Annotated in this window: 18 protein-coding genes; 2 read left to right on the forward strand and 16 right to left on the reverse strand. The window is 51.4% G+C overall.

All coding sequences use genetic code 11. The annotated features are described in order from the left end of the window. Positions 1–3: 3 nt before the first annotated feature. The 7 genes from rsxD to J9260_RS02935 all read right to left on the reverse strand — a co-directional run bounded on the left by rsxD (position 4) and on the right by J9260_RS02935 (position 8,433). A complete protein-coding gene (rsxD, locus tag J9260_RS02905; protein WP_210219558.1) occupies positions 4–1,029 on the reverse strand; it encodes an electron transport complex subunit RsxD in 1,026 nt (341 codons plus the stop codon). Beyond that, on the reverse strand, positions 1,026–2,615 hold the full coding sequence (gene rsxC / locus J9260_RS02910) for an electron transport complex subunit RsxC (RefSeq protein WP_210219559.1): 1,590 nt from the start codon (positions 2,613–2,615) through the stop codon (positions 1,026–1,028). The genes rsxD and rsxC overlap by 4 nt, the downstream gene beginning before the upstream one ends. Continuing rightward, positions 2,612–3,205, reverse strand: coding sequence for an electron transport complex subunit RsxB (gene rsxB / locus J9260_RS02915; RefSeq protein WP_210219560.1), 594 nt, complete (start codon positions 3,203–3,205; stop codon positions 2,612–2,614). Before rsxB ends, rsxC begins: the two co-directional genes overlap by 4 nt. After that, on the reverse strand, positions 3,205–3,786 hold the full coding sequence (rsxA, locus tag J9260_RS02920; RefSeq protein ID WP_210219561.1) for an electron transport complex subunit RsxA: 582 nt from the start codon (positions 3,784–3,786) through the stop codon (positions 3,205–3,207). Before rsxA ends, rsxB begins: the two co-directional genes overlap by 1 nt. Positions 3,787–4,128: 342 nt before the next feature. Continuing rightward, positions 4,129–5,118, reverse strand: coding sequence for a 4-hydroxythreonine-4-phosphate dehydrogenase PdxA (gene pdxA / locus J9260_RS02925; RefSeq protein ID WP_210219562.1), 990 nt, complete (start codon positions 5,116–5,118; stop codon positions 4,129–4,131). A 5-nt stretch (positions 5,119–5,123) separates the two neighbouring features. After that, positions 5,124–6,260, reverse strand: coding sequence for a peptidylprolyl isomerase (locus tag J9260_RS02930; protein WP_210219563.1), 1,137 nt, complete (start codon positions 6,258–6,260; stop codon positions 5,124–5,126). Further along, positions 6,253–8,433 (reverse strand): LPS-assembly protein LptD, encoded by a 2,181-nt coding sequence (locus J9260_RS02935; RefSeq protein WP_210219564.1) that lies wholly within the window; start codon positions 8,431–8,433, stop codon positions 6,253–6,255. Before J9260_RS02935 ends, J9260_RS02930 begins: the two co-directional genes overlap by 8 nt. Before the next feature lie 349 nt (positions 8,434–8,782). On the opposite strand from J9260_RS02935, the gene J9260_RS02940 reads away from it, so the two are divergent. Beyond that, entirely contained in the window at positions 8,783–9,247 is a 465-nt protein-coding gene (locus J9260_RS02940) for a DNA-binding protein (RefSeq protein ID WP_246499606.1), read from the forward strand. A 15-nt stretch (positions 9,248–9,262) separates the two neighbouring features. Here J9260_RS02940 and dapE read toward each other — a convergent pair whose 3' ends face one another. The 9 genes from dapE to J9260_RS02985 all read right to left on the reverse strand — a co-directional run bounded on the left by dapE (position 9,263) and on the right by J9260_RS02985 (position 16,075). Further along, a complete protein-coding gene (dapE, locus tag J9260_RS02945) occupies positions 9,263–10,402 on the reverse strand; it encodes a succinyl-diaminopimelate desuccinylase (protein WP_210219565.1) in 1,140 nt (379 codons plus the stop codon). 15 nt (positions 10,403–10,417) lie between these two features. Further along, positions 10,418–10,765, reverse strand: a complete 348-nt coding sequence (locus J9260_RS02950; RefSeq protein ID WP_210219566.1) for an ArsC family reductase — start codon at positions 10,763–10,765, stop codon at positions 10,418–10,420. Beyond that, entirely contained in the window at positions 10,762–11,184 is a 423-nt protein-coding gene (locus tag J9260_RS02955) for a S24 family peptidase (RefSeq protein ID WP_210219567.1), read from the reverse strand. The genes J9260_RS02950 and J9260_RS02955 overlap by 4 nt, the downstream gene beginning before the upstream one ends. A gap of 3 nt (positions 11,185–11,187) precedes the next feature. Continuing rightward, positions 11,188–12,627, reverse strand: a complete 1,440-nt coding sequence (gene cysG, locus J9260_RS02960; RefSeq protein WP_210219568.1) for a siroheme synthase CysG — start codon at positions 12,625–12,627, stop codon at positions 11,188–11,190. A gap of 23 nt (positions 12,628–12,650) precedes the next feature. Next, the gene (locus J9260_RS02965; RefSeq protein ID WP_210219569.1) at positions 12,651–13,103 is read right to left on the reverse strand and encodes a hypothetical protein; all 453 of its coding nucleotides are present in this window, start codon (positions 13,101–13,103) and stop codon (positions 12,651–12,653) included. 7 nt (positions 13,104–13,110) lie between these two features. Beyond that, entirely contained in the window at positions 13,111–13,347 is a 237-nt protein-coding gene (locus tag J9260_RS02970) for a hypothetical protein (protein WP_210219570.1), read from the reverse strand. A gap of 8 nt (positions 13,348–13,355) precedes the next feature. Next, positions 13,356–14,477: a hypothetical protein gene (locus tag J9260_RS02975; protein ID WP_210219571.1), complete on the reverse strand. Its 1,122-nt coding sequence runs from the start codon at positions 14,475–14,477 to the stop codon at positions 13,356–13,358. 95 nt (positions 14,478–14,572) lie between these two features. Then, entirely contained in the window at positions 14,573–15,118 is a 546-nt protein-coding gene (locus J9260_RS02980) for a hypothetical protein (protein ID WP_210219572.1), read from the reverse strand. Positions 15,119–15,283: 165 nt separating this feature from the next. Continuing rightward, a complete protein-coding gene (locus J9260_RS02985) occupies positions 15,284–16,075 on the reverse strand; it encodes an enoyl-ACP reductase FabI (RefSeq protein WP_210219573.1) in 792 nt (263 codons plus the stop codon). Positions 16,076–16,135: 60 nt separating this feature from the next. Here J9260_RS02985 and J9260_RS02990 point away from each other — a divergent pair, with 60 nt between their 5' ends. After that, positions 16,136–17,992 carry a peptide-binding protein gene (locus J9260_RS02990; protein WP_210219574.1) on the forward strand — a complete coding sequence of 619 codons (1,857 nt, stop codon included), beginning with the start codon at positions 16,136–16,138 and terminating at the stop codon, positions 17,990–17,992.

A 17,992-nucleotide genomic window follows, 5' to 3' on the forward strand; every position in this document is an offset into this window, starting at 1 on the left:
GGGTTAGTTCCGTGGCGTGCCGTAAACCCGTGGTTGGGTGTAATAATCAATCAACGGTACTGCCATATTCATAATAATGACAGAGAACGCCACCCCGTCCGGGTAGCCGCCCCAAGTGCGGATAATGTAGGTGAAAATGCCGATGCCCGCTGCGTAAAGCAACTTACCCTTAGGTGTGGTACTGGCGGAAACCGGATCAGTCGCTATGAAAAATGCCCCCAACATTGCCGCACCACTAAAAGCATGGAACAGCGGTGAAGCGTAAGCTTGCGGATTAATCAGCCAAAATACCCCAGCGATGAGCAGCAAACCACCGAGCAAGCCTACGGGGATTTGCCAAGTGATAATGCGCCGATACAGCAGCCACAAACCGCCCAATAACCAACCGAGGCTCACCCATTCCAAACCCTTGCCAGCCAGCCAGCCAAAGCCCGTTTGCGCGTGTAATTCGCCGAGGGTTTGCCCCATGCCTAAACTGACTTTAACGTGATCCAAAACGGTTGCAGCGGTAAAAGCGTCCCAACCGTTGGTCCCACCGAGGAACACCTGTTGCAAGGTTTGCACAAGGCTGATGTGGCTCATGCTGAAATCCAACGGCGCAGGCCAAATGGTCATTTGCACCGGATACGATACCAACATGGCGGCGTAACCGATCATGGCGGGGTTGAACGGGTTATAACCCAAGCCTCCGTACAAGTGTTTCGCCAACACAATCGCAAACAGCATCGCAACCGCGATTAACCACCAAGGTGAAAACGCGGGCATGGCGACAGCCAATAACCACGCAGTAACGACCGCGCTGTAATCACTCAAAAACGGTCGCACTGGGCGTTGGCGCAGTTTCAACATGCCCCATTCCAACAATTCGGCAAACAGGATGGCCAACACCAGATTGGTGATTACCCCCCAACCGAAATACCACAGCAATACTGCCGTGCCGGGAAGCAGGGCGTACAGCACTTGGCGCATAATGTCGCCGACATTGCGTTGTTGGGTAAGCGAATGAGCAGGACGTTGGTTCACTATCATTCCGGGGCATTCTCTGAAGTCGTTACAGGCGCATCGCTACTGGCAGTCGTTGCGGTTTGGGCTTTTTTGGCTTTGGCGCGTTCCAGTGCAGCTTGAATAGCGGCTTGTTTGCTGTCGTCGGCGTTGCCGGTTTGTGCTTGTTGTTTGTGTTTTGCCAGCTTTTCAGCCTTTTCACGTTTGGCACGTTCCAGCCGTTCCTGATGAAAATCATGGCGTTCGCGGGCGCGTTCGGCTTTGTTTTTGGCATCGCGTTGTGTGCGGATTTCCGCTTTGGCAAAGCGGTAATAATCCACCAGCGGAATGTGGCTGGGGCACACATAAGCGCAGCAACCGCATTCAATGCAGTCAAACAAATGGTAATTTTCTGCTTTTTCAAATTCGCGGGCGCGGGCGTGCCAATACAATTGTTGCGGTAACAAGCTGGCAGGGCAGCTCTGTGCGCAACGTCCGCAGCGGATGCACGGCATCACGGTCGGTGTGGTATCAGCCGGGCGCGTAATCAAGATGCAGTTAGTCGCTTTGACAATCGGAATTTGATCGCTGGGTAATTTCACCCCCATCATCGGCCCGCCCATCGCCAATTGCGGGTCTGGTTGTGCGTAACCACCCGCGTGTTGCACCAAATGCGCAATCGGCGTACCCAGTGGCACATTGAAATTCGCAGGTTGGGTAATGCCTTCACCCGTGACCGTGACATAGCGGTCAATCAACGGTTCACCGCAACGAATAGCGCGGTAAATCGCGCGTGCAGTCGCAGGGTTATGGCACACAATACCAATGTTCGCGGGACGACCACCGCTGGGAACTTCCTTGCCGGTAAGGATTTGAATCAGTTGTTTTTCGCTGCCTGTCGGGTAAAGCGTGGGAACCGCAATCACCTGCACGCGGGTTTCACCCAGTTTTTCCAATGCGGTTTGTAACGCAGCAATGGCTTGCGGTTTATTATCCTCAATCCCGATCAAACACTGTGGGGCATTGATAATGTGCATCATGATTTGGATGCCGCCGATGATTTCTTCCGGCTGTTCCTGCATCAAACGATCATCGCAGGTAATGTAAGGTTCGCATTCCGCGCCATTAATAATCAGGCTTTCCACCGGAATATGATCGTGAACATTGAGTTTGATCGCTGACGGAAATACCGCGCCGCCCATGCCGACGATTCCGGCAGCACAAATGCGTTTGCGTAAGGTTTCAGGATCGATTTGTTGCGGGTCGGGGTAGGGTGACATCCGGGCATTGCCCCAGTCGTCCTTACCGTCGGGGGTTAAAATTAAGCACAAATCCTTGAGGCCGGAAGGATGAGCAATCGGGCGTTCTTCAATCGCTGTAATCGTGCCGGAGGTGCTGGCGTGTACCGGCACTTTCATAAAGCCCGTGTGGGATGCGAGTTCCTGCCCCTTGTAGACGTAATCACCGACTTTAGCGGTCAGCGTGGGCTTGTAACCGGCGTGTTGCTGCAAAGGAATAATGAATTCTGCGGCTAACGGCACATTACGGGCGTGAGTGTTGTTGGATGCTTCCTTGTGGTAATCAAGGTGCAAACCACCGTGAATTTGCCATAGCTTGCGTAAGGTCTGAATCATGGCGACACCTTAAGCGCGGTGGCTTGCGCGTCATTGGCAGGTTGTTGCACGAGGGAGAATACCGGGTAAGGCCATTTCCAGTTAGCGGGTTCGGCTTTGAGCGGAACCATTGCAATGCAATCCACCGGGCAGGGTGGTAAGCACAATTTACAGCCGGTGCATTCGCTGGCAATCACGGTATGCATGTGTTTAGCCGCGCCGACAATTGCGTCAACCGGGCAGGCTTGAATACACAAGGTGCAACCAATACAGGTGTTTTCATCAATAATGGCGAGTAACGGCACATCGGAATGTTCGCCGTTTTCTGCATCCAGTGGTTTGGCTTCCACCCCTAGCAATTCTGCCAGCGATTTAATCACTGCTTCACCACCGGGAGGGCAGCGATTAATGTCGGCTTCACCCGCCGCCATTGCTTCGGCATACGGACGGCAGCCTACAAAACCGCATTGTCCGCATTGGGTTTGCGGCAAAATCGCATCCACTTTTTCGGCTAAGGGGTTGCCTTCCACTTTGTAACGAATAGCGGCATAGCCCAGCAACAAACCAAAGGCGGCCGACATACCACAAATAACGAGAATCGCGCTAATCATTAGGTTTTTACCAGTCCAGAAAATCCCATGAAAGCCAGAGCCATTAAGCCTGCGGTGATTAAACCGATAGCATTGCCTTGAAAAATACCGGGAACATCACTCGCAGCAATGCGTTCCCGAATCCCCGCAAACAGCACTAATACCAAGGTGAAGCCCAGCGCAGCACCCATGCCATAGAGTGCGGATTCAATAAAGTCATGGCTTTCCTGCACATTCAGCAATGCCACGCCCAACACCGCGCAGTTGGTGGTAATCAGCGGCAGGTAAATACCCAAAATATTGTGCAAAACCGGGCTGGTTTTACGGATAACCATTTCTGTAAAACCCACCACCGTAGCAATGACGAGAATAAAGCTGATGGTGCGTAAATATTCCAAACTCAACGGTTCCAATAAATACGCATTAACCAAATAACTGCTGATGGACGACAGTGTGAGTACGAAGGTGGTGGCGAGTCCCATCCCCATCGCGGTTTCCAGCCGTCGTGAAACTCCCATGAATGGGCACAATCCCAAGAAGTGGGACAGCACGAAATTGTTGACCCACACAGTGCCGACGATAATGAGCAAATAATCAGTCATACAGGTAACGATTTTCCTGACGTTGTTGTAACGCAATTAGGGTGGCGCATTGTGCCACAGCTTCTGTGTTATAACCTACAGCAAAGCCCTTGCCTATGATAATTGTCAGAAAGTTTCTATCCCTATTGCCTTGACAGGTGAGTGTTTTTCCTACTTGCCTTGCCTCCCATACATAGACTAGGATGTACCTATATAATTAAATTATAAAATTCTTATATTATTTTGAACCGAATGGCTAATGGCAACGTCATAGCAGAACAAAGCAGGAAGGCATAACCAGAACGGGTGAAAGGTTCTGATTCTACCCTCCTAGCGGTTGGGCATCCTGCGGGATGCCCTTTTTTATTTCAGGCTCAGTTGCACTGCCAGCGCAATGGCTTCGTACAAGCTTCCGGTTTCGACCTGACCCGTTCCCGCCAAATCCAAAGCCGTCCCGTGATCGACGGAGGTACGGATAATCGGCAATCCCAGCGTAATATTAATGCCTTTCCCAAAGCTGGCGTGTTTCAATACGGGTAAGCCTTGATCGTGATACATCGCCAACACCGCATCCGCCCCTTGCAAATGACGCTGGGTAAATAAAGTATCTGCCGGTAACGGGCCACGTAAATCCATGCCTTGCTGTTGCAATGCCTGTACCACCGGAATGATCGTGTCTAACTCTTCCGTGCCTAAATGCCCGCCTTCACCCGCATGAGGATTCAAGCCGCACACCAAAATTCGCGGATGCGCAATCGCGAATTTATGCTGCAAATCGTGATGCAAAATCGTCAATACTTGGGTTAGGGATTCACGGGTAATTTGTGAGCTTACCTGTGCTAATGGCACATGCGTGGTGGCGAGTGCCACCCGTAGGTTATGGCTGGCTAACATCATTACGGGCAACGGCGCGTGGGTTAATTCCGCCAAAAATTCCGTGTGTCCGGTGAATGGAATACCCGCGTCATTGATAACCCCCTTGTGTAACGGCGCAGTTACTATGCTGGCAAATTCACCGTTCAAACAGCCTTCCACCGCACGTCGCAAGGTAGCTAACACGTAGGGTGCATTGGCTGGATTTAACACTCCGGCTTCAACGGGTACGGCGGTGGGTATGGGTAATACCCAGCATTCACCCGGCGGACACGCGCTTGTCAGCGTCGTCGGCGAATATTCACGTAAGCGCACGCTAATCCCTAATGCATCCGCCCGTGTTTGCAACACCACAGGATCAGCAATTACCACCAAATCGACTTCCGCCCATTGCTGTTGTTGCAGCAGTAACAGAATAATGTCAGGGCCAATACCCGCAGGCTCCCCCGCTGTTAGCGCAATCCGTAAACGTGTTGTCATAATGCTCAATGTAGTTGCAGGTTGTTATCGCTGGGAATGCGATATTCAATAAAAGCTTTGCTGCGTAAACCTTGCAGCCATGCTTGGTATTGCTCTTCCGCTTTGCGTTCGGCGAGGAAATCTCCCGCTTTATCGCGCAGGCTATCCACCGTTTGATCCACAGGTTGACGGGCTAATACTTGTAAAATATGCCAACCAAAGCTGGTTTTAAACGGCTGGCTCAGGGTGTTTGGCGGTGTTTGCGCCATGACCTGCTCAAACTCAGGAACGGTTTTACCGGGTGTAACCCAACCCAAATCACCACCTTTGGCGGCACTACCGGGATCATCTGAATGGGCTTTTGCCAATTGCGCAAAGCTGCCTCCTTGCATCGCTTGCTGATACAAATCATCAATTTTTTGCTTGGCTAAGGTCTCATCGCGGGTAGTGGTGCTGACCAAAATATGGCGCGTGCGGATATTTTCCGTCATCTTGCGCTTTCCACCTTCGCGCTCCAGCAGCTTTAAGAGATGGAAACCACTGTCGTCACGAATAACTTCGGAAATATCACCGGTTTTCAATAACGCCAGTGCGCGAATAAAACTCGCAGGCAAGTTTGCCGCCGCTTGCCAGCCTAAATCGCCGCCTTGTTTTGCTGCGTGCGAGTCGGAGGTGGTTTTTGCCAGTTGCGCAAAATCTTCACCGGCTAGCAGTCGGTGGCGCACTTGCTCTGCGCGTTCACGAGTCTGGTTGGCTTGATCAGCAGAAACACCCGCAGGTGTTGCCAATAAGATGTGCTGTAAATGGTAGCTTTCACCCTTAGTAACAGTATCGCTTTGACTGGCAATCAGTTCGGCAACTTCTTGATCACTGACTTTAACCGAATTTTTGAGCATTTGAGCGCGTAATGCGGTAATAACCGTTTGCGGATCACCTTCTGGAATGCCCTTGTCTTTAGCTTGTTGAAGTTGTAAGTGTTCCAGCACTAACTCGTCTACCGCTTGACGTAAGCTCAGTTGACGGGCATTCATGCGTTGCTGTGCTTCGCTCATTAACACCGAATCGTCATTGACGACGGCGGCAATTCGGTCGATAGCGACATCTTCTGCTGCTTGCACTAACGGTGTAATCGCCAGCACTAACAGCAGCCATACTTTATTCATAGCCGTAAACGCGGTCTTGCAATAGGTCACGAGTGCCACTACCAAAATTCCCCAAGCCTTTTAATTCAAATTCAATGAATACGGCATTATCACGGGTTTTATTGTCAGGAAGAAGGTAATTACGACCAGCGACACGGGTTTTCCAGCAGCAGCTTTCGTATTCCGCACCGACTACTGATTCCAGATTGCGGTTATTGAGTAAGTCGTATTCCACGCCGCCGATGGCTTTCCAATTTTCTTTTACCGGAGCAACGAAGGATAGACGACCTGCTTCAAATTCGTCTTTACGCTTGGTGTAACCGACGTTAACAATGCGCTTTTTATCGTCCTTGTAACGTAAATCCACTTGGTTGGCGGTGAGCTTTTTAGTGTCACTGTCCCAAAACGTGGTGCTGCTGAGATTGGTGCGTGGGTTAAGTTGCCCGCCGGTTTCAAATACGATCTCGGAGCGTTTGCCTGTCTGTGCGGTTTGACCTGGTAAGGTCACTTTGCGCTCATCAAAGTGGTAGATTTGTCCGACGCTGGCTCGCAGCACTTCGCGACCGCTTTTTTGATCTTGAAAACGGGTGGTGACGGACGCTGACAGGCGATTGGCATCTTCAATGCGGTCTTTCCCGGTAAAACGATTTTCGCTAAACAATTGCCCGTAGCTAAAGGTGTTTTCGGAAGAGTCAAACACCGGAATATTGCTTTGATCTTTGTACGGCGTTTGGGTGTAATACAAGCGCGGTTCCAGCGTTTGTAAATACTTGCCTTGTTTGACATCGCGTTCAAAAAACAATCCAGCATCTACGGTGGCGGTTGGTAAGGTGCGACTCACACGGGTTTTGTTGGCATCGTCTAAGGTGTATTCGCTATGGCGCAGGCTTACGGAAGGTTTGATGTAAGCGGCATCGTTCGCGAAGTTTTTGCTGACAGTCGTTTTTAGGTCTAAGCGTGAACCGTTAGTTGCGGTTTTACTGCCTGAAAACTTGGTGTATTCGGTCGTGACCAGCATGTCTAGACCCTTGCTGTTTTCTAGGGGACGGTAATTTAGCAGCAATTGTGGTAAACGCGAGTGTGGTTTGATGCCGCCGTCAAGGACTTGGTAATCCTGGGTCATCGCAGAAAATGTCCACTTGTCACCGCTGGTTTTGTAAGTTAATCGTCGTTCAAGTTTGACTTCACTGGTTGCTTGCAACGAGTTACCTAAGTCAACGAAATATTGATCGTCGGAAACGCCTTCTGCTTTCAATGAGACACTGGAGCGTTCGTCGATCTGGGTATTGTGTTTCAGGTCGTAGTAATAACGATTGCTAACCGTGCCGATTTTGTCATTGGGCAGCAGGGTGTATTTCACTTCGCCTTGGTGCTTTTCCGTCAAATAGCGAAACTCTGTCCCCAACTGCAAACCCCGCTTGCTCAATACAGTGGGCGTGAGCGTCATGTCGTAGTTTGGAGCGAGATTAAAGTAATAGGGGATGCCCGCTTGTATTCCGGTTTTTTCTGAGGAACCAATCACAGGGAACAAAAAGCCTGATTTACGCTTGTCGGTTAACGGGAAAGAAATGTAGGGCAAATACAGAATGGGCACTTTACGTATCTTGAGGGTGACATTAGTTGCTGTGCCCTGTTCTTGCTCGTGGTAAAGGCGAATATTCGGCGAGTTCAAGCTCCATGCCGCATTTCCGGGTGGGCAGGTGGTGTACGATGCTTGCTCAAGTCGGGTCAATTGCTGGCTTTCGCGTACAATGCGTTTGCTGGAACCACGACCTTCTGTTACCGGTAAACGGTAGTCAGCATTTTGCAACTCGCCTTTGTCTTGGTTTAAATTGTAATTAAAATCAGTGCTCTTGGCCTTTAGGGTCGGTGTGCTAAAGGTAACATTGCCTTTGCCGGTCACTTGCGAACTGCTTTGTTCGTAAGTCGCATTGTCTGCCCGCATTTTTTTATCTTGTTGGGAAATTTGCACATCACCGGACATTTCCGACACACCTTGCTCGCGGAACAGCGCGGTATTGGCTTCAATGTGTACGGCTTGCGGCGGCAAATCGGCAGGACGCTCAATATTATCAGTCGGATAAGGTGGTATCGGGCACGACATCCATTGCGTTTGGGCAAGAGCAACCGTTGGACTGACGGACAATCCTAAAGCGGCAATACAGGTTAGGGTTTTATGCAGTGAGCTTGCCATGCGCTTCAATGTGGTATTTTAAAGCGTGTTAACATCGCACACTCTGCCAGTAGACTCAATCGAAAATCGCCAAAAGTGCTACTTATGCGAGTGAATTCACCAAGTATCGTGATATGCTACGCCCAGCGAGGGACACCACGTCTGCCATCTACGGTAGGGGGTGACATTTTATTTGAAACGGTTACAGTCTGCGGTGTAACCTATGGTGCTGTTGGGTGATTTATCCAAGTTTTATTTGTTCATAGATAAAATTTACGAATCAACTTGATTTGTATAAAACTTATTCAGATAATGTACGTGAGTGGAGTGTTATCAGGTATCAAATAACGGTATTTGATTGAGGGAAAAAATGATGATGGCTGAATATTCGGATGAAATAGCAGAGCGGCAAACGGCAATCAAGGATGAGGCTGAACAGAAACATGCAGGTCAAACGAAAATGCAATTAGAAACTACCAAAAAGCGTGGGCGGGGTCGTCCAAAAGGTGCAACTTCCAGTACGTTATCCGACGTGCGTGCGCAAGCTGCTGAAGAAAAACGCAAAATCAGGGAAGAGTTAAGTAACAAAGTGGAGCAATTGCGCGGCCAATTAGAGGAAATGGAAGCGCGAGCACGTGAAGAAATTCGTGAGTTGCAAGAAGCACTACGTATCAGCGAGCAACGCGAAAACTTTTTCCGCGCTGCGTTAGAGGAACGCTTACACGTTGTCGCCGAGCATATTCACAAAAGCTTGACCGATTGGGCAACCGCCGAATTGGAAGAGGGGCAAATTACCCAGCGTAAGCGCGGTCGCCCTCGCAAGACTTTTAAATAGTGGGTTTGTCGGGCATTAGCCCGACACTTGCCCCAGCAACCGCTCCAAGACTTTTTGGTAAATGATGGTGAGCGCGTTTAAATCATCCACTGCGACACATTCGTTGACCTTGTGAATGGTCTTATTGACTGGCCCCAGTTCCATCACCTGCGCACCTGTGGGTGCAATGAAGCGTCCGTCAGATGTGCCGCCAGAAGTCGATAATTCCGTCGCTTGCCCATTTACCGCCTGAATCGCTGCGACACTCGCATCGACTAAATCCCCGCGCGGTGTCAAAAACGGATTGCCTGAAAGCGTCCACTTCAATTCATAGCCAAACCCGTGACGGTTAAAGATCGCTTCTACCTGTTCGCGTAAACCCATTTCAGTCTGTTGCGTCGAAAAGCGGAAGTTAAATTCCACGTGTAGCGTACCCGGAATCACATTGTTTGCACCCGTCCCGCCCTTGATATTGGAAATCTGGAAGCTGGTTGGTGGGAAAAACTCATTGCCCTTATCCCATTCAATGCTCACCAGTTCCGCTAAAGCAGGTGCGGCACGGTGAATAGGGTTATCTGCTAAATGTGGGTAAGCCACATGCCCTTGCTGCCCGATCACGGTTAGTACGCCATTGAGTGAGCCACGCCGCCCGTTTTTCACCACGTCACCCACGCAGCAAGTGCTGGAAGGTTCGCCGACCAAGCACCAGTCGATTTTCTCATTGCGTTGTTCCAGCAATTCCACGACCTTGACCGTGCCATTGATGGACGGGCCTTCTTCGTCACTGGTGATCAGAAATGCAATCGACCCTTGATGATCAGGGTTTTCGCGCACGAAGTTTTCGCAGGCAATGGTGAACGCAGCAATGCTGCCTTTCATATCCGCCGCACCGCGCCCGTAGAGCATTCCATCACGGATTTCCGGTTGGAATGGGTGGCTATCCCATGCTTCTAAAGGCCCGGTGGGGACAACATCGGTGTGCCCTGCAAAGCAAAACACGGGTGAGGTCGTGCCACGGCGTAGCCAGATATTATCCACGTCACCAAAGCGCAGGTGTTCAGCCACAAAGCCCAGCGACGCAAGGCGGTCAGCCAGTAATTGCTGGCAACCTTCGTCCAATGGCGTGACGGAGGGACGCGAAATCAGGTCGATAGCAAGATCGAGAGTAGCGGACATCAAAGAATCTCTGTTTTAGTTTTGAAAAAGCTCGCGGTAAGCATCCGGTGAAAAGCCCACCACATGACGCGTTCCCGTATCAAGCAGCGGACGTTTAATGATCGACGGCAATTCTTCCATCACCACTAACGCAATCGCTTCATCCATGTTTTCGCGGGTTTCTTCTGGCAGTTTGCGCCAAGTCGTGCCTTTGCGGTTGACTAGCGTTTCCCAGCCAAATTCTGCTACCCATGCACGTAACCATACCGGATTTACGCCATCCTTACGAAAATCGTGGAAGGTGTATTCAATGCCGCGTTCGCCCAGCCAAGCACGGGCTTTTTTCACGGTGTCGCAGTTGGGGATGCCGTACATAATCGTCATTTGTCGTACCACTTGTGGTAAGTGCGGCGTTTACCGTTCGGTGGTCGGTAACTGCCCGCCGAACGTTGGGTAATCACGCCTTCGATGCGGTTCATGCCGCTGATTTCGATGGCTTCGTAGTCGTCATTGAGGGCAACGAGGATGTATTTGCCTTCGACAATACGCAACTGGCGGAAAATGTATTCGTCTTTGTCGTCAATCGCGAACACATACGCGCCATCCCGCACGATGCCGGTCGGGTCGATCACGATCACGCAACCTTTGGCGAATTCTGGTTCCATGCTGTCGTCGATGACTTGCATGGCGTAGGGTTCGTTTTCGGAACAATTCCCCTCGGAACTCATGTTGTGTTTGAAATCTTGCCCGGTGGCAGTCAAGTTTTGCTTGAAGGTTTCAACGCTGATGCGGGTTTCGGACATGGCTTATACCTCTACAGGGGCAACAGGGTGATCGAGGCTGAATTCGCTGGCAATCACGTGGCGTTGCGGTTCGTACCAATGCAATTTGCTATGCAACTGCACCACTTCGCCGACGATGGTGAGGGTGGGGGCGCGAACCCCGCTGTCTTTCACCAATTGCGGCAAGGTGGCAATCGTGCCGATGTGAACACGTTGGTTGCGGGTTGTGCCTTGCTCGACCAATGCCGCAGGCGTATCGCCGGAACGCCCGAAGGCTTGCAATTGCTGGCTGATCACTTCAATGCCAGTTAAACCCATGTAGAACACCACGGTTTGATTCGGTTGTGACAATTGCGCCCAATTCAGGTCGATGCTGCCGTCTTTCAAATGCCCGGTGGCAAAGGTGCAGGATTGCGCGTAATCGCGATGGGTCAGCGGAATCCCCGCGTAAGACGAACAGCCGGATGCGGCGGTAATGCCGGGAACAACTTGGAACGGTACGCCATTTTCCGCCAGCGTTTCGATTTCTTCGCCGCCGCGCCCGAAAATGAACGGATCGCCGCCTTTCAGACGCAACACGCGCTTGCCTTGCTTGGCGAGTTTTACCAGCAAGTCGTTGATTTGGTCTTGCGGTACGGCGTGGCTGGCTTTTTCTTTACCGACGTAAATGCGTTCGGCGCGTTGGTTTGCCATGTCCAGAATCGACTTGGAGACGAGGCGGTCGTACACCATTACATCGGCTTGCTGCATTAGGCGTAAGGCTTTGAAGGTCAGCAAATCCGGGTCGCCGGGGCCTGCGCCGACCAAATACACTTCGCCCATCGTTTGTCCGTTGGGGTAGCTTGCCAGCATTTCATCCAGCAAACGCCGCGCATCCTCGACGTGACCTGCGTACACCAGTTCGGCAAAGGGGCCTTTCAGGGCTTGTTCCCAGAAGGTTTTGCGCTGTGCTTCGGGCAGGTGTTTTTTCACAATGTCGCGGTATTCTTCGGTGATACCGGCGAGTTCGCCGCATTGGGGCGGAATCATGGTTTCCAGCTTCATGCGCAATTGCCGAGCCAACACGGGGGACGCTCCGCCGGTGGAAATGGCAATAGTGACGGGCGAGCGGTCAACGACAGAGGGGATAATGAAATTGCCAACCGAGGCATCATCGACCACATTCACCGGCATATTCCGCGCATCGGCAAGGCTGGCAATATGCGCATTGACGCTAGGGTTATTGGTGGCAGCAATGACGAGGAATTGCCCATCAATGTCGCTATCAACAAACGGACGTGCATGGTACTGGACGTTTTGTCCGCTAGTGATAATGCCCATTTCCGTGGTGATGTCGGGGGCAATTAACGTGACGACAGCTCCCGCTTTGAGCAGGCTATCCACTTTGCGTTCGGCTACTTTGCCACCGCCAACCACGAGGCACTGACGGTTATGCAGGTCGAGAAAAACGGGAAAACGATCCATTTGTCACCTAAAACTGGGTATGTTTATTTGCCACGTTTGGGGCGGCTTTCGTAGTGGACGACACCTTTGATGAGTTCGCCATACGGGAAATCGGCAATGTTAGCGTATTTTGACAGCGCAATGTTGACCAATTCGTAGATGTCTTGCGTGGTTTTTGCCGCTGTTTGCTCAGGAAAAAGGTGCTGTTGCAGGGCTAATGTGCCACCTGCTTGCACTTTGAGTTCCTTATTGTGTGGCAATGGGCCATCAATCAGGGTTTCACGCAGCGCAAAGCGGGATTTTTCACGCAATGTCTCCAAAAAGACTGTGCAATTGGCGAGACTCGCCTCTGACAGGCAGCCGACAGCTTCGCGGGTTGCCAGCAGGAAACGCTCGTGACGGCTGCAATCGCAACGGCGATTATTTAATGCCTTCTCGAATACGCAGCGGTTGGCGTTAACTTCGCGGTAAACACTGCGGTATTGGTCTTCATCCATGCGCTGCTTACTTTTCCCATTCCATCAGGATGGGTTTTTCGCGGGTTTCGTGCAGGTTTTCTTCGGCTTCGAGTTGGCTGGCAGCGAAGACGATTTTGACGATGGCTTTGTCGCCCGGTTCTTGCTTGGCTCGCAAGTCACGCGCCAGTTCACGCGCGTCTTTGTAAACTTCACAGGCTTGCTGCATGTCCAGATTTTTGATCATCGGGTTGGGTTGGGTGATTGTGAACACGTAGTAGGGCATGGGTGTACCTATTTGAGTAAAAGGGTGGTTTGCGCCAACAAGGGGTTGATCAAGGGTTCGAGGCGTTTGCGCATCACTGAACCGACCGAATCGTTGCCGCCAAAATACGGAATGAGGGAGTCTTCCCCCATTTGCGCCAATATTAACATAGCCTTAAATAGGGGCAATGTATCGGGATTCAAGGTGTCACGCACGGCTTTTGCGTCGGCAGGGCTATCATCATCCGTGTGGCAGAATTGTTCAGCGCGTTGCAGGGCGGTATTCAGGTCGCGTACTCCGCGCGATTCCGGTAAAGGTAGCGGGAAGCGTTTGTCGATGGCGATGAACAAGGAAATGACGACTTCTTGATCGACGGGCTTTTCGAGTGCGAGTTGCAGGGCGCGTAACCAGTTTTGCCCTGCGCTATCTAGGGTTTGGCTGAGGGCTTGGGCGTAGGGGTTGTTTGCGTCGAGTTGCGTTGCCAGTTGTGCGATGAGGTTAGCGTGGTGGCGGTGCGGCTTGGTGGGCAAGGGAATGTACGTGGGGTCAGCGTGCAGGAAACCGATGTAGAACGGGTTTTTGCGTTTGGCGCGTTCCCACAGTTTGCTGCGTTCGGCGGGGGTAATGAGTTCACCTTGCAGGCAGAGGCGCACGGTGTCTACTACGTCGAGTTGGATTTCCTCGAAGGGCAGGAATTCGAGCAGGTAAGCGGTGAGTTCTTTGCCAAGTTCGCCCGCGACAACTTCGGGATTTTCTAGGAGGCAGCGGGCGTTGGTGGCACTGGGGCTTGCCCACCAAGCGCGTTTTGCGATGTCGTGGCTTAAACCGGGGGTGTAGACGACGGCGGCGACGGCTTCGGGTTCGCCGAGGAGCAGCATTTGGTCGAGGTTATTGCGGGCGTGACCCATGCGCGTCCAGCGTTTCAGGAAGATCGGGTAGCCGCCGGGTGAGCCGGTGACTTTCATGGAGAGTAATTCGCGTACCCAGCGCAGGTATTGCTCGTCACGCGCGGTGGGATTAAGGCGCACTTTCGCTTCGCCCCGATCGGTCAGGGCGTGGACGGTCATGGTGGACTCGTTGATGCGCACGGCTTGCAGCGGTTGGGCAAGCAGGACGTTGAGCCGCAGGTTGTCTTCGTTGGAAAGCTGCAAGGGGCGTGTACCTATTTCCCAGATAATGACTCAAGATTATCGGGGGTAGGGCGGTACGATGCCAATAACCCTGTTGTGGTAGTTAGCCGTTGCCTTCAAATCACATCCAGCAACTTTTTCTGTAAGTCTGCGCCTTGTTTTTGCCATTGACGGGTGCCGGAAATGGACTCGTGCCATGCATCGAACAAATCGCGTAGTTCTTCATGGGTTTGGCAATGATCAATGCTGCGCACCAAACTGGTTGCGCCGTAAAAGCCTTTGAACGCATTCAAGGTGTTAACCATAAAGTTTTTTGCCATGTTAAAAGTGGCGGGATCAAATCTAGCAGGTAATTCACGAAAACGTGTAGCAGAGCCGGAAGCGGCGTTCGTAGTATTCGGCGTTGTTGGTGTTGCGGTATTGGCCGCAGCGTTGGCAACCGAAGCGGATGATGACCCCACTTTGCGGATGTAACCGCCGGTTTCCAACAGTGTCAGCACCGCATTGAGGTCGTTGACACGCGGCAGGGCTTTAAGGTCTTCAAAAGTACGTTTACCATCAACCGAAATTAGAACCCAGCGTTCGATCATGGATAAACCATTCGCTTTGGTTTCAACTTCTTGGATGCCTTTGGGGGTTTTGCCAAAAATAGCAGTTGTCATTGTTGTTCCTCCTAAACACAGCTTATACCGTAGTATAGCGTGGATAAATTTTATGTTATTTTTTCATTATTATTTGAGGCTGGCGGTCAACGTTATTGGCGCGGTGAGTGGTGATGCAGCAAGGATTTGCTTGCTAACATCACCACCAGTGCTCCGCTCCGGGGGTTATTCTTCGCCTAACCCGGACATGCCCAGAATATTCCAACCGCCATCCACATAGGTGATTTCACCCGTGACACCGGATGCTAAATCAGATGACAGGAACGCTGCAACATTGCCGACTTCTTCAATGGTGACATTACGACGCATGGGCGCATATTTCTCGAAATGGTCGAGCATTTTGCGGAATCCGGCGATGCCAGCCGCTGCAAGAGTACGAATCGGGCCTGCGGAAATCGCATTAACCCGGATGCCTTGTGGCCCCAAATCAGCGGCCATGAAACGTACCGCCGCTTCCAAACTGGCTTTTGCCATGCCCATCACGTTGTAGTTGGGGATAGCGGCAACCGCGCCCAAATAGCTCAACGCCAGCAAAGAACCGTTACGGCCTGCCATCAACGGTTTCGCGTAACGTGCCATGGCGATAAAGCTGTAAGCACTGATGTCGTGCGCAATCATTGAGCCTTCGCGGGTGGTATTGTCGACGATGCTCCCGTTCAGTTGTTCTTTGGGGGCGAAAGCAATGGAGTGAACCACAATGTCCACGCCATCCCAGTGCGTACCGAGTTCGGTGAACGCCGCCGCGATGCTGTCGTCAGTTGCCACGTCGCAGTGAATCACAATGCTGGAGCCGAAGGCAGCGGCGGTTTTTTCCACCCGGCTTTTGAGTTTGTCGTTTTGGTAAGTGAAGGCCAGTTCCGCGCCTTCGCGGTGCATGGCTTCGGCAATACCGTAAGCGATGGAACGGTCACTTGCGATCCCGGTGATCAGGGCGCGTTTGCCAGTGAGAAAACCCATGTGATTCTCCTTAAACTTGGTGTTATGCTTTGGTAAAATTCATCAGTATACACGAACAACATGCAAAAACGACTCACCGCCAAAGACTGGATTCTCTACGCCCTTATCGCCGTATTAATCACGCTGTTGCTGCTGGTTATGTACCAGATTGACCGCCAATGGTTGCGGCTGACGGAAATGCAAACCGCGTTGCAAGCTCAGGCCAAAGACATGCGCGACTTACGCAGTGCGGTGAGTAGTGGCACGCTTGCCCGCAGTGATAATGCTGCTACAGCAACAACCACGCCTGCGGTGGCGGCTGCCTTTAACCGCGCTCACGCCATGACCCAACAAGCCGGTTATGCACAAGGCGACTGGAGCGTGAATGCGTTTGGCAATAACCTTAAAACGCTTACCCCGCTGGTATCTACCGATGCATATGCCTCTGATGTGCAAAGTTACGTGCAGGAAAGTCTGATTACCCGCAACCCCGATACGCTAGAGTGGGAAGGTTTGATTGCCAAAAGCTGGCAAGTGAGCGCGGATGGCTTGACGATTACTTTCCAGATGCGCGATGACGTGACCTTTTCAGATGGTAAACCGCTGACGGCGGACGATGTGGCGTTCACCTTTAATTTTATTATGACTGAGGCGATTCAAGCTCCGCGTGAGCGTGCGTATCTGGAGAAAATCGCGAGTGTCAAAGCCAATGGTAAATACGAAGTCGTGTTCACTTACAAAGAGCCGTATTTCGAGGCATTGTCGCTGGCGGGCGGCATGACGATTTTCCCCAAACATTTTTACGAGCCTTACCTGAAAACCCCGCAGGCGTTTAATGAGTCAAAAGGTTTGTTATTGGGGAGCGGCCCTTATCAAATGCCTGATCCTAAAGGCTGGACACCGGATAAAGGCAATGTGGAACTGGTGCGCAATGAGCGTTACTGGGGTGATGTACAGCCGTCTTACAACCGCATTTTGTGGAAAATCATTCAAAACGACAGTGCGCGTTTAACCACCTATCGCAATGGTGAAATTGATGCTTACGGCGCACGCCCCAACGAATACGCGGATTTGAAACAAGACCCGCAAATGATGGGTAAAAGTCAGAATTTCGAGTACATGCCGCCTGTGGCTGGTTACAGTTACATTGGCTGGAATCAAGAACGTGGCGGCAAACCAACGCGCTTTGCAGATAAGCGAGTGCGTCAAGCGATGTCGCATTTGACCGACGTGCAGCGCGTGATTAAAGACGTGTTTTTGGATTACGCCGAGCCTGCGGTTAGCCCGTTTAGCAATACCAGTAAGCAACACGACCCTGCGTTACAGCCGTATGCGTTTAATCTGGAAAAAGCCCAAGCCTTGTTGAAGGAAGTGGGTTACGAAGACCGCAATAAAGACGGGGTGCTGGAAGATGCAGCGGGGCAGCCGTTTGAATTCAAGTTGACGTATTTCGATGCGAATGAAGATACCAAACGTATGGTGTTGCTACTCAAGGATTTATACGCTAAGGCTGGGGTGAAAATGATCCCGTTCCCACAAGAATGGCCGGTCATGTTGGAGTCTTTGAATAAAAAGGATTTTGACGCGATTACGCTGGGTTGGACGAGCGGTATTGAAACCGACATTTACCAGATGTTCCACAGTTCGCAGGCAAAAACCGACGGTGATAATACCATCAGCTACAAAAATCCGGCATTGGATAGCTTGATTGATAAGGCGCGGGCGACGGTGGATGAAGCAACGCGGATGCCGTTGTGGCAACAGGCGGAGCATATTATGTATGACGATCAACCTTATACGTTTTTAATGCGCCGTAAGACTTTGGCGTTTATTGATAAGCGCATTCACAACCTGCAAATGACCAAGCTGGGGTTAAACCGTGGGCTGTTGCCGTTGGAAAATTACGTGCCTTCCGCCCAGCAAAAGTACCAACAGTAA

Origin of the sequence: Thiothrix unzii (assembly GCF_017901175.1) — a bacterium.
Taxonomy (GTDB): domain Bacteria; phylum Pseudomonadota; class Gammaproteobacteria; order Thiotrichales; family Thiotrichaceae; genus Thiothrix; species Thiothrix unzii.

Coding starts and splice junctions, on each gene's coding strand:
- rsxD (WP_210219558.1), bottom strand. CDS start 1,029: ATGATAGTGAACCAACGTCCTGCTCATTCGCTTACCCAACAACGCAAT.
- J9260_RS02955 (WP_210219567.1), bottom strand. CDS start 11,184: ATGTCCGAAACCCGCATCAGCGTTGAAACCTTCAAGCAAAACTTGACT.
- J9260_RS02980 (WP_210219572.1), bottom strand. CDS start 15,118: ATGACAACTGCTATTTTTGGCAAAACCCCCAAAGGCATCCAAGAAGTT.
- rsxC (WP_210219559.1), bottom strand. CDS start 2,615: ATGATTCAGACCTTACGCAAGCTATGGCAAATTCACGGTGGTTTGCAC.
- J9260_RS02990 (WP_210219574.1), top strand. CDS start 16,136: ATGCAAAAACGACTCACCGCCAAAGACTGGATTCTCTACGCCCTTATC.
- cysG (WP_210219568.1), bottom strand. CDS start 12,627: ATGGATCGTTTTCCCGTTTTTCTCGACCTGCATAACCGTCAGTGCCTC.
- J9260_RS02930 (WP_210219563.1), bottom strand. CDS start 6,260: ATGAATAAAGTATGGCTGCTGTTAGTGCTGGCGATTACACCGTTAGTG.
- dapE (WP_210219565.1), bottom strand. CDS start 10,402: ATGTCCGCTACTCTCGATCTTGCTATCGACCTGATTTCGCGTCCCTCC.
- rsxB (WP_210219560.1), bottom strand. CDS start 3,205: ATGATTAGCGCGATTCTCGTTATTTGTGGTATGTCGGCCGCCTTTGGT.
- rsxA (WP_210219561.1), bottom strand. CDS start 3,786: ATGACTGATTATTTGCTCATTATCGTCGGCACTGTGTGGGTCAACAAT.
- J9260_RS02970 (WP_210219570.1), bottom strand. CDS start 13,347: ATGCCCTACTACGTGTTCACAATCACCCAACCCAACCCGATGATCAAA.
- J9260_RS02985 (WP_210219573.1), bottom strand. CDS start 16,075: ATGGGTTTTCTCACTGGCAAACGCGCCCTGATCACCGGGATCGCAAGT.
- J9260_RS02950 (WP_210219566.1), bottom strand. CDS start 10,765: ATGACGATTATGTACGGCATCCCCAACTGCGACACCGTGAAAAAAGCC.
- pdxA (WP_210219562.1), bottom strand. CDS start 5,118: ATGACAACACGTTTACGGATTGCGCTAACAGCGGGGGAGCCTGCGGGT.
- J9260_RS02965 (WP_210219569.1), bottom strand. CDS start 13,103: ATGGATGAAGACCAATACCGCAGTGTTTACCGCGAAGTTAACGCCAAC.
- J9260_RS02935 (WP_210219564.1), bottom strand. CDS start 8,433: ATGGCAAGCTCACTGCATAAAACCCTAACCTGTATTGCCGCTTTAGGA.
- J9260_RS02940 (WP_246499606.1), top strand. CDS start 8,783: ATGATGATGGCTGAATATTCGGATGAAATAGCAGAGCGGCAAACGGCA.